This is a genomic window from Pseudomonas defluvii, assembly GCF_001695625.1.
Classification (GTDB): domain Bacteria; phylum Pseudomonadota; class Gammaproteobacteria; order Pseudomonadales; family Pseudomonadaceae; genus Aquipseudomonas; species Aquipseudomonas defluvii.
On the sequence record NZ_MBPN01000256.1, the window covers coordinates 1 to 1,590 of the forward strand.

Here is a 1,590-nt window from a genome sequence, read left to right on the forward strand (position 1 = left end):
ACCCGCAGCGTGTTTCGCAGCCGCAGCACACCGGGTGGTGGTGGCTACAACGAACTGCATGTGGAGGACCGCAAAGGCCACGAACTGATCTACCTGCGCGCCCAGCGAGATCTGGAACAGAAGGTCGAGCGTGACAGCCGGCTGGAGGTGGGCGGTGAGTACGCGGCCCGGGTCGCGGGCAACAGCATCACGGTACTGGAGGCGGAGGAGCACCACACGGTCAAGGCGGATCGCAAGGTGCAGCTCAAGGCCAGTGAGTACCTGGACGTGGGGGCCAGCAGCCACACCCGGGTTGGGCAGACGCTGGCGACAGAGGCAGGGCAGGAGGTGCACCTCAAGGCGGGCGCAATGATGGTCCTCGACGCAGGGGTAAGCCTCACGCTGAAAGCCGGTGGCCAGCACATCGTGATTGGTGCGGGCGGCATCTTCAGCAGCAGCGAGATTCAAGTGGGCGGCGCGCCAGTGACGGGCACGGCGGTGGCTTTGGCACAGGCAGAGCAGGTAGAGGCATTGGTGGCCATGGCACTGGATTCACAGCAGCAGGCGCTGCAGCGAGCGGCGCAAAAAACGGCGGGTGTCTGTGCCATATGCCAGAAACTGGCGGCGCTCAAAGCATGAGCGGCGCTTACCTGTTGCTCGACAGCCTGCAGATTCAGCACCTGCCTACACGCCTCGCACAGCTGGCGCCTGATGCCCCGATGCACCTGTTGTACCTGAACACGGCGTATGCCGACCTGATCGACTGCAGCCCGATACTGATCCCGGTTGTGCCGGACAGTGACCTGGCGCGCACCTTTGCCATGACCTGGCGAGCCAGTGCCGGCCTCTGGCTGGAAACCGACGTGGATGAGTATGAACTGCTCGAACACCTGCGCAGCCTGGTACACGTGCGGCTCGATGGCGGGTGCAGCGCGTTCTTTCGCTACGTCGACCCGCGTATCGCTCGCTTGTGGCTAACGGGCCTGACGCCTGCCGCCCGTGATCGGGTAATGGGGCCGATCCGCTGTGTTCAACTGCCTGAGGTCGATGGCAGCGAATTACGGATTACCCAGCAAAACCCCGAACAACCCAGTGCCCGTTACGCCAGTACACCCTGGCTTCACCTGAGCAGCGAGCAACTGGCACATATCGTTCAAGCCCAGCGGGAGGGCTTCGATCATCGGCTTGTCGAGCACGGTCTGCGCCATTTCCCCGACTGCTTCGAGGGCCTGGATGAGCCGGCTCGGCGTCAATGGGCAATGGCCTGCCGCCGCAGTGCCGAGCGCCAGGGGTTCAGCGCGGAAGACGAGGTGATGCGCTGGGTCCCGCTTTACGCCCGGTTTGGCGAGGCATTTCCCGATGGTCCGGAGCACGGTGTGTACCGAAAGCGCCTGAAGGAGCCAGGCCTGCTGCCTGAACAGCGCTTGAGCAACTTGCTGACCGAACTGCCCCAACACCCCCTCAACAAGGAGCGCATGGAATGAGCGCCGAAAAGAAAGCCTATGTCTGCCAATTGGCCGAAGCCGACCGTGCCGCCAGGGCTCATCCCCATGTCGACATCAACAGCCCGGTCGAGCTTTGCCAAGCCTCGCAGCCCGAGATCTTCGTCGT

2 protein-coding genes are annotated in these 1,590 nt (G+C 63.6%); both read left to right on the forward strand.

Annotated elements, in window-relative coordinates; genetic code table 11:
* A partial coding sequence (locus EKA13_RS27105) for a bacteriophage T4 gp5 trimerisation domain-containing protein (protein WP_425415187.1) occupies positions 1–618 on the forward strand: 618 nt, incomplete at its 5' end.
* Positions 615–1,463 carry a DUF4123 domain-containing protein gene (locus EKA13_RS27110; protein ID WP_065762023.1) on the forward strand — a complete coding sequence of 283 codons (849 nt, stop codon included), beginning with the start codon at positions 615–617 and terminating at the stop codon, positions 1,461–1,463. The genes EKA13_RS27105 and EKA13_RS27110, both read left to right, overlap by 4 nt.
* Positions 1,464–1,590: the final 127 nt, after the last annotated feature.